The 10006-nt window shown below is 31.7% G+C and carries 11 protein-coding genes; all 11 read left to right on the forward strand.

What is annotated here, in order from left to right; all coding sequences use genetic code 4:
* Positions 1-1693: tRNA uridine-5-carboxymethylaminomethyl(34) synthesis enzyme MnmG (mnmG, locus tag C4B25_RS03770; RefSeq protein ID WP_131613706.1), on the forward strand; the 1693-nt coding region annotated here is incomplete at its 5' end.
* Positions 1683-2117, forward strand: a complete 435-nt coding sequence (locus C4B25_RS03775) for a 23S rRNA (pseudouridine(1915)-N(3))-methyltransferase RlmH (RefSeq protein ID WP_131613707.1) — start codon at positions 1683-1685, stop codon at positions 2115-2117. The genes mnmG and C4B25_RS03775, both read left to right, overlap by 11 nt.
* Positions 2118-2230: 113 nt before the next feature.
* Positions 2231-4204, forward strand: a complete 1974-nt coding sequence (gene cysS, locus C4B25_RS03780) for a cysteine--tRNA ligase (protein ID WP_131613708.1) — start codon at positions 2231-2233, stop codon at positions 4202-4204.
* Positions 4205-4233: 29 nt separating this feature from the next.
* Positions 4234-4905 carry a 23S rRNA (guanosine(2251)-2'-O)-methyltransferase RlmB gene (rlmB, locus tag C4B25_RS03785; RefSeq protein ID WP_131613710.1) on the forward strand — a complete coding sequence of 224 codons (672 nt, stop codon included), beginning with the start codon at positions 4234-4236 and terminating at the stop codon, positions 4903-4905.
* A gap of 10 nt (positions 4906-4915) precedes the next feature.
* Positions 4916-5452 (forward strand): hypothetical protein, encoded by a 537-nt coding sequence (locus tag C4B25_RS03790; RefSeq protein ID WP_131613712.1) that lies wholly within the window; start codon positions 4916-4918, stop codon positions 5450-5452.
* A gap of 50 nt (positions 5453-5502) precedes the next feature.
* A complete protein-coding gene (gene rpmG, locus C4B25_RS03795; protein ID WP_131613714.1) occupies positions 5503-5646 on the forward strand; it encodes a 50S ribosomal protein L33 in 144 nt (47 codons plus the stop codon).
* Positions 5647-5904 (forward strand): preprotein translocase subunit SecE, encoded by a 258-nt coding sequence (gene secE, locus C4B25_RS03800; protein WP_131613716.1) that lies wholly within the window; start codon positions 5647-5649, stop codon positions 5902-5904. It begins immediately after the preceding gene.
* A complete protein-coding gene (locus C4B25_RS03805) occupies positions 5905-6186 on the forward strand; it encodes a transcription termination/antitermination NusG family protein (protein WP_131613717.1) in 282 nt (93 codons plus the stop codon).
* Positions 6119-6436, forward strand: a complete 318-nt coding sequence (gene nusG, locus C4B25_RS03810) for a transcription termination/antitermination protein NusG (RefSeq protein ID WP_131613719.1) — start codon at positions 6119-6121, stop codon at positions 6434-6436. Before C4B25_RS03805 ends, nusG begins: the two co-directional genes overlap by 68 nt.
* 266 nt (positions 6437-6702) lie before the next feature.
* The gene (locus C4B25_RS03815; RefSeq protein WP_131613721.1) at positions 6703-8442 is read left to right on the forward strand and encodes a hypothetical protein; all 1740 of its coding nucleotides are present in this window, start codon (positions 6703-6705) and stop codon (positions 8440-8442) included.
* 1 nt (position 8443) lies between these two features.
* The gene (locus C4B25_RS03820) at positions 8444-9859 is read left to right on the forward strand and encodes an HNH endonuclease signature motif containing protein (protein ID WP_168380699.1); all 1416 of its coding nucleotides are present in this window, start codon (positions 8444-8446) and stop codon (positions 9857-9859) included.
* The last annotated feature ends 147 nt before the right edge of the window (positions 9860-10006 follow it).

The following is a 10006-nucleotide window of genomic DNA, read 5'->3' on the forward strand; positions in this document are numbered from 1 at the left end:
CGGTGGACCAGCAAAAGGTATTTTAACTAGAGAAATTGACGCCTTAGGAGGAATGCAAGGGTATTTCTCAGATAAAGCAATGATCCAAATTAAGATGCTAAATGAATCAAAAGGTCCTGCAGTTAGAGCGTTAAGAGCTCAAATTGACAAGGATTTATATTCTGAACTAATGTTTGAAGCAACTGAAAAATTAGAAAATTTAGATGTAATTGAAGATATGGTAACCGAATTAATAGTTGAGGATGAAAAAATAACAGGTGTTAAATTAGAAGATGGAACAATAATTACTGCAAAAGTTGTCGTAATTACAACTGGTACTTATATGGATTCTTATATCCTTAGAGGTTCTGATAAAAATGTTGGTGGACCAGACGGGCAAAGAACAACAAACAAACTTTCCGAATCGTTAAAAGAAAATGGATTTGAATTAATTAGATTAAAAACAGGGACTCCACCAAGAGTTCTAACTTCATCAATAGATTTCTCAGAAGTTGAAGAAGAAATCCTTCCTGTTTCTGATTACACATTCTCAAACAAATCTGGTGTTAAATTAGATAAACAAATACATTGTTGAATAACATATACAAATGAAGAGACACATAAAATTGTTGATGCTAATGTAAAAAGATCTTCAATGTACTCAGGTCTTATCAATGGTGTAGGACCAAGATATTGTCCTTCAATAGAAGATAAAATCGTTAGATTTAGAGATAAACCAAGACATCAAATATTCTTCGAACCAGAAACAAAAGAAGGTGACTTAATTTATGTAAATGGGTTATCTACTTCTATGCCAATTGATGTTCAAGACCAAATGTTAAGAACTATCCCTGGTATGAAAAATGCTGAAGTAGTTAAATGAGCATATGCCATTGAGTATGATGCTATTAATTCACTTCAATTAAAAAGATCTTTTGAAGCAAAACACATCGAAGGATTATTCTTCGCTGGACAAGTTAATGGAACTTCAGGTTATGAAGAAGCAGCAGCACAAGGTTTATATGCCGGAATTAATGCTGGACTTAAGTTAGAAGGTAAGGATTCAATGATTATTACTAGGGATGCTGGTTATTTAGGTGTTCTTATTGATGACCTTGTAACAAAGGGCACAAGAGAACCTTATAGAATGTTAACTTCAAGAGCTGAGTATAGATTATTACTAAGAAATGACAATGCTGATAAACGTCTTTCTCACCTTGGTAATCAAGTTGGTTTAATTACCGATGAAGAATATGCAAAAGTAGTTGAAAAATATAAATCAATCGATAATGAAATTGAAAGATTAACAAATACATATCTTTCTTCAAATGCTGAATTAGCTAAAAAGCACAACATAACATCTGGCCCTTCTTTATTACAAGTTATTTCAAGACCTGAAATTAACCCTTCAGACGTAACTGACTTTAAATATATTCATGAACTAACAACTCAAATTAGATTAAAAGGTTATATTCAAAAACAACTAACTCAAGCGAAGAAAATGCTTCGTCTTGAAAAGTTGAAATTACCTGAAGATCTTAACTATGACACTATTGCAAACTTAGCAACTGAAGCTAGACAAAAATTAAATAAAGTTAGACCTACAACTATTGGTCAAGCTTCACGTATTTCTGGGATTAATCCAGCAGATATACAAATGCTAATGTTCCACTTGAATTTAAGGCATAGAAAAGGAGAAGAAAATGAAAATTAATATTATCGCAGTTGGTACTCTAGGGAAAGAATGAAAAACTCTTTACAAAGATTACTTTAAAAAATTAGGATTTTACGCTCACGTAAGACTATCAGAAGTTAAACCCGTTAATGATAGAAATATCGAAGTAGTAAAACAAAAAGAAACAATGATTATCCAATCTCTAATACCTAAAAATTCAAGAGTTGTTTTATGTTCACTAAAAGGGAAACAATATTCATCAGAAGAGTTTTCAGCTAAATTTACAGAAACAGATAACATCACATTTGTTGTTGGTGGATCATACGGTGTTGATGAATCTCAATTCTCTGAGAAATTAAACTTCTCTCCAATGACATTCCCACACCAAATGTTCAGAGTAATGCTTGTTGAGCAATTATTTAGAGCATTCTCAATCAAATCAGGTTCAAAATACCACAAATAATCAATTAAAATCACCTACTGAGTTAGGTGTTTTTTTATATCTTTTAAAACCTTCACTATGTGAAGTATTGGTTTTCTTTGTGGTCTTTCCTTTATTTTCTTTATAATTTAGATATGTTTAAATGAAATAATAAGAAAATCGCCTACGTATCAATACTTGTAGCTGCATCTGTGGCTTTCGTAATTATTGGGTCAAAGTTATTTGCGATTACAACATTCCCTTCATTTAAAGTTGCTTTTGGTGGGTTGCCAGTAAAAATTACAGGTTATTTATTTGGTCCTATTATCGGGGCAATAACAGGTGTTATAGCTGACTTACTATCATTTGCCATGTTGCCTACATACTATCATCCAGCGTATACGTTTATTATGGCTATGTCCGGATTTGTTCCAGGAGTTGTTTATTTCTTCATGGTTAGAAAAGAAAGATCTATTAATACACATTACTTTGCAACACTGATCGTTCTTATTGTATTAGCTACCAGTGTATTTGTTGGTATTCAATTTATTCCGGAAAAAACATTAGAAGCATCTAAATCACCGATTAAAACAAGATGAATTCTTCAATTACTAGCTTGTGGTGGAATGGTTGTTCTTATGATTGTTCACACAATTTTAAGATTTATCAAAAAACCAAAATTATTTAAAATGGTTGCACCAATTATTATGTTTGCTGCGATTCTTGAAGTTCATAACTCACTAATGACACCTTTAGCAGATAGTCAATCATTAGGAGTGTCTTATGGAGTATCGTATGTGGGTCACCTAATGACATCACCAATTAAGATACTTTCAAATGTTATGATTATTACTTTAACTTATAAAATGGTAGGTCCATTAGTTGAAAAGAAAATGCAAAATGGATACGGAGACGAAGGAGAAAAAGCTATGAAAAAAACAATTTATGTATGTGGTCCGACAGTTTATAATAATCCGCATATAGGTAATATGCGTCCAATCATTACTTTCGACATATTCATTCGCTCCTTGAAAGCACAAGGTGCTAAGATTAACTTTATTCATAATATTACAGATATCGATGACAAAATAATTAATAAAGCAATTGAAGAGGGTGTGACTGAGAAAGAGATTTCAAAACGGTATACAAAAATTTACATGACATTACTTGAAAAGGCTAATGTGCAAACCCCAACAGTAATGCCAAATGTTACGGATAACATCAAGGGTATGGTTAAATTCATAGAAGAAATGGTTGAAAACGGTTCAGCATATGAATTAGATGGTAATGTTTACTTCGATGTAACTAGTCAAAAGAATTACGGAACAATCGCAAATAGAAATCTTGATGAAATGAGATTTGAAGAAGCTGGGAATAAAAAACACCCAGGTGACTTCGCCTTATGAAAGAAAACAACAGAAGGAGTTCTATTTAATTCCCCTTGAGGAAAAGGACGTCCAGGTTGACATACAGAATGTGCTTACTTCGTACAAAAATTTGGAGGAGGAACGTTGGATATACATGGTGGAGGGATCGACTTAATATTCCCACATCACGAAAATGAAAATGTTCAATTTGAATCTCTTGTAGGAGCCCCTATATCAACAAAATGAAAACACACAGGACACATTAATGTTGATGGTTCAAAAATGTCCAAATCCCTTGGTAATGTCAAAGATGCAATGGAATTCTTTGAAGAAACAAATCCAGCTGTTTTAAGATTATTATTCTTAACTACTTCACCAACAGCGCCAATCAACTTAACTAAAGAATTATTAGATAATGTTGAGAAAAAATACGAACAACTAATAAAAGGGTTTAAACAAGCTCAACTTAAAGGAAAAATAGATATTGAAGATGAAACAATCTCAGTAGATATTACAGAATGAGATTTTTCAAAAGCAATGGAAAAATTATTTGCAAATCTTAAAGCTTTCAATAGTGGTGATGTTAAAGCAGGTCAAGAGTTAATGGCTAATATGCAATTACTTGGTCTAACAACAAAAGAAGATGAAGTTTCTAAAAAAACAAAAGCAACTCACGAAAAATGAGGAGCAGCTAGAAACGCAAAAGATTACGAAAAAGCTGATGAATATAGAAAAGAATTAATAGAAAAAGGAATCATTTAAGTGTGTAAAACACTTGTGAAAGGAACAATATGGGAAAATTAATTTGTGGTAAAAATTCAGTGTTAGACGCACTAGAAAATGAGTTACCGTTAAGTAAGGTTTACCTGCTTAAGCCACTAGATAGGAAGATTGGTAATGATATCAAAGTTCAAATAACATCAAAAAGAGAACTAGATAAACTTACAAAAGAGAATCATCAAGGATTCATCGCCGAACTAAAAGAGTTTAACTACTTCACATTGGATGATCTGCTAAAGGATAATCCAGAAAAATTCTTGATTTTAGATAGAGTACAAGATCCGCATAATTTCGGTGCGATTTTAAGATCCGCTAACGCATTTGGAATCAAACACATTGTTATCGCAAAAGATAGACAAGTGGAAGTTACACCAACAGTTCTAAAAGTATCATCTGGAGGATATGTTGGAGTTAAAATTGTACGTGTAGATTCAATGCAAACTGCAATCAAGAAAATTAAAGACGCTAATATTTGAATATATGCAACAGCAATCGAAAAAGGTGCACCTGTTGATAAAGTTACATTCAACACACCTATGGCATTAGTAGTAGGGAATGAAGGTAAGGGTGTTTCAAGAGCGATTTTAAAACAGTCAGATCAAAATGTCTTCATACCTATGAAAGGTACTGTGCAATCACTTAACGTTTCAGTTGCAACTGGTATATTATTATCTAACCTATAAAAGGAGAGATATGTTATCAAAAGAAATTGAAAATTTGAAAAAAATGTCAAATACAGAAATCATAAATAAAATGCTTTTGGATTACAATGAAGCATTTGATTTAGTTATAGCCAATAACCAATGAAGTTTTTCAGCAACCCCTCTCGAAAAAGAGGATGTGAAAAACATTTTTTTGTCCAGAATTCCAACTTTTATAGCTGAATACAATCCGGAATACAATCTAAAATTAAAAACCTTTCTTTGTATAAGATTAAAACACGTTATTTTTAATGAATCAAGAAAGCACAATACTCATAAATACAAAGTTCTAAATCAAAGAACACAATTATTAGACAGAAAGTATAGTGTTAAGTGTTTCTCATTGCCAGACACAGAAAGTCATTTGGATTTTAGTGTTTTAAAACCATTCGAATACTCTGTTTATTTATCGTTGTTTGAAGCATGTAAAAGTATTAGTTTTGTAGCTAGAGAACATAATGTTTCTAGATACATTGTTGAGAGAGCTTTAATAGAAATTAAAAGGAAGATTAAAAAGCAATTGCAATAAATAAAACAAATAAAACAACTTAAACCACTAATTATTGGTATAATTACCCCATGAATAGAAAAAAAGTTATACTAGCATGTGAAGTTTGTCGTTCACGTAATTACTCAACACCAAAGTCAGTTACTGAAAGATTAACTAAAAATAAATTTTGTAAAAAATGTAATGCGCAAACTCTGCATAAAGAGGAAAAATAAATGAGTAAGATGAAACCTGCAAAAGAACCTAAGCCAAAAAAAGTTAAGAAACCTAGAGAAGTCTCTAGAAGAACTGCGGCAAAAGATAATGTTAAAGGTTTTTTTAAGGAATTAAAAAGAGTAAGGTGACCTAGCGGTAGTGTTGCCTGAAAAACTTTTTGAGTTACACTTATATTTATTGCAATTGCAGCTATAGTATTATTTTTAATTACACTAGGATTCACAACATTGTGAGATAAATGAGGAGTTGGTTTATAAATGGAAAACGAAATGAAATGATATATGGTTACAACAATCAGAGGAAAAGAAGAAAAGGTTGTTGAATCACTAAAAAATAGGGTAGTTTCTGAATCACTTGAAGAAGTAATTTCAGAATTTAAAGTGGCAATGGTTCCACACATCACACCATCAGGTAAATTTAAAGAAAGAAACATGTTCCCAGGTTACATTTTTGTAAAAATGGTTATGACTAATGAAGCATGATTCATCGTGTCTTGTTGGATCATCAGGTCAAAGAACAAAACCTACACCAGTTTCTAATTTAGAAATTAAGCGTATTGATAGATCAGTTAAACAAGCTTTCGAAGATTACAAAGCTGGTAAACTTACAGCTCCTAAATTCGAAAACGGAACAATTGTTGAAGTTATCGAAGGTGCTACAAAAGGACTTAAAGGACCTATTGTTAAATATGATGAAGAAAGAGCTGTTGTAGTTGTTGAATTAACACTATTTGATAGAGCAACACCAACTGAACTTTCAATTGATCACATTAAAAAAATCGATGAATAATAATAGAATTAAGCTTTAGGCTTAATTTTTTTTGTTATTTTAATATTACACACATTACCTTTAGTAATTACAATATATATAATTGAATTGTTAGCTCGTACAATCCTGAAATTTGGTCAGGAGATTCCGCATTGAACCTAATTCAATTACTACAGCGACTAACCTTGTAAAAGGGGGAACAAATGTAAACAAATGAGTGGAAAATATCCATCCTTTGTTTATGTTTGTTCTTTTTATCACAAGAAATCACACCCCAAGGAGAAAAAATGAAAAAAACAAATAAAATACTTTTAAGTGGTGCAACAATTATCGCTACAGTTGCTACGCCAATCGCCACAGTTATATCTTGTGGTTCAGATAAAAACAATAAAACTAAGATTACTTCAAAAGGAAGTGAAGGAACCGATTCAAATAACGGGAATAATGATAGAAATGATACACAAACAAAAGGGTTTACATATGAAGAAGCTATTAAAGCAACGATGAAACAAGAAAATTCACATTACAGAATGGAAGTTGTAGAACCGGTAACTGCCAAAACATCCGCTAATGGGAAAGCAGCTCCAAAAGGAGCAATTGCAACGGCAAAGAGAAAAAGTGGTTCATCAACAAAAATATATGAAAACGCAATTTTCCCTTCTACATATACTGGTGAAATCGGAAGATTTGATTATAAATCACCTTCAGCTGATGTAGATCAAATGATCGTGAAAGCAATAAAGAACAAACAACATTTAGTGATATCTTCGTTGGGATATCAAGATGGTATGAGAGAAATTAAGGGTAAGGTCGCAAATATAAGTTCTGGAGAAAAAAACGCAAAAGGATTTCCATATAAGAAGTTCTTAGTTCTTATTCCTAATGGAACCCATAAAAAGGATGATAAGTCACACACAAAGAAACAAACCAAAATAACAACAACTAAAGTAACAAAACAAGATATTGAATTAACTAACGAATATAAAAAATTACTCTTAGAAGAAAAACAAAATTTAGAAGATTTGATTTCAGATACAAAAACAACTAAAGTATTTGGTTTTGATAATGGACATGGAGTGAGACCTGTTTTTGCAAAAACTGCAAAAGAATTTATAACTAAAATCAAGGGGCATTTAGAACATTTTGGATTTAATCCTGAGATATTAAATTTAACTAATAAAGATTTAAACAAAACAATGCCTAAAAAGCCTTCCAACTTTAAACAAAACATTTATAAACAAGGTGAAATAAGAGATGGTAAATTCTATTTATATCCCAAGGGTTATATAGACACGAAAACAACAAAATCCTTTAATACTATTAAAGAAGTTTTGAATAACTATGAAAAACAAGCTGGTCAATTTATTAAAGAATTGAAAAAAGATGTTGTTGTAGTTGATGCTGTTTCTATTCTAAAACAACAATTTGCACAATATGGCATTAAAGCTGACTTCACCAAGTTAGAAAAATATGTGAATGCAATCCAAGCAGCAAAAACAATACCGGTTTCAAATGCAACAAAAGCACAAGCATTAATTAAAAAATACATTGAAACAAACAACGCTGATGTGCATCATTATAAGAAAGGGGAATTCTCTAAAGGTTCAAATTCTTACCCTTTAAGTGTTAAGCACAAAGGATTTAAAAAGCCAGGGGATAAATATGATTACTTTGTAATGGTTGGAATGATGATACCTAAGTTCAATAAAAAGAGTCCACTTTATAAAAATCTAACTTCAAGAACTTTAACTTCAGGAGTTGAAGAGTTTGCAACTATAAATGTAGGTAAAAACGGAAAACGTCGTAAAGATTATGTTTTTGCATTTGTAAAAGTTGCTGGAAAATGATATTTTGCAGCTGACTATATCAAGTCGTTGATTCCAAACTTTAAGTTTCACAATGACCCTTTATGAGTATTTGATTTAAAATCAATAGATCCTAAATATCAGGATTTATTAGATTATACAAAAGAGGTTTTAGGTGTTGTGGTTCCTGCACCAACAACTAATGCAGGAGATATATATTAATATGAAAACCAATGAAAAAATAATGATGGGTCTTGCTTCTCTTGCAATTGTAGCGACTCCTATAGCCGCGGTTATTTCATGTGGAAAAAACAAAGCAACAAACAAAGAAACAAATTCGAACGATGCAAGACAAACCGAAGGAAAAACGGGTAATAATTCGAATGCGAAAGAAACCAAAAAGAAATCACCCTATGATAAATCTCTAATTAATGAGTTTATTAAAAATCGTTTTTCTAAAAGGCTTTCTCCAACCACTATAACTGGTGCAATTGCTCAGACTAGTGATAGATATAAAAATCCTGTTTATCCAATGGGGTTTAAAGGAAAAACACAAAAACACGATATTGTTTTAACTAGCGAAAAAGCTGAAGCTATCATTAAGAAATCAATCAAAGAAGATGGTTTTGCTTATTTAATACAAGATAATAGACTGAAGCAAATTGATAACATTGCAGAAAAAGCATTTTTAAAATTAAATAAATTTCAATATTATGCAGTTGCTTCATGAGCCTTGAAAATTGAGAACGCAGCATCAAACAATTCAAAAACTCAACAACCCCAACCGGATGTAAAAATTAATCCTAAAAAAATAGGTGATATTACTTACAATACTGGTGATGTCTATTACGCAGCGGCCAAAGGCTTAAAAGGTGAAGCATTAATGAAGAAACTTCATGAAATTCAAGGTCAGCATATTGTTCATAGAGGATATGGGCAGTTGTACGATACATACAAGAAAGCTTTCCTGGATGATATCTATGATAAAGATAAAACATTCATTGACATATATTCTGAAAATCCAACTGGTAAAGATCCTTACAACTATATATTAGGTAATAACGATGGAAACTACCATGTGGAAGGTGATATGTACAATAGAGAACATGTAATTCCACAATCTTGATTTGGTAAGAAAAGTCCTATGCGTAATGATGCACAATTTGTATGACCAACAGATGGTAAGGTTAATGGAATGCGTTCTAATTATCCTCATGCGCTTGCGAATAATGCTAGTTTCACATCTAAAAATGGTTCTAAATTAGGCACTAACGCAAATTATGGAGGGCAAGTGTTTGAACCTATTGATGAATTTAAAGGAGACATTGCAAGAGCTTATCTTTACTTTGCGCTTTCATATCACGAAAGAATTGTTTCTCATGTTCAAGCGAAGAAAGTGTTTACTCCAGCATTCCCGTTCATTCACAACAACTTCTTAAAGCTTTACATAAAGTGAGCAAAAGAAGATCCAGTTGATAAATTTGACATCCAAAGGAATAGGGAAGTTGCAAAAATTCAAGGGAATAGAAATCCATTTGTAGATTATCCAGAATTAATTGATGAAATTTGAGGTAATGATGGAGATGGAAACCCAACAAAAACATTTACTAACAATGGTGTTGCAATGGAAATTAAGTAAAAAGTTTTCGATAAAGGTAATTGCCTTTATTTTTTTTGCAAAAATTGTATTTTTTTAGATATAATAATTAAGCAACCTATACACTAAGCAATATGGAGGGGTAGCAAAGTGGCCAAATGCATCCGGCTGTAACCCGGCTCCGAAAGG

It is taken from the genome of Mycoplasma todarodis, assembly GCF_004335995.1.
GTDB classification, from domain to species: Bacteria; Bacillota_I; Bacilli_A; order Mycoplasmatales; family Metamycoplasmataceae; genus Mycoplasma_K; species Mycoplasma_K todarodis.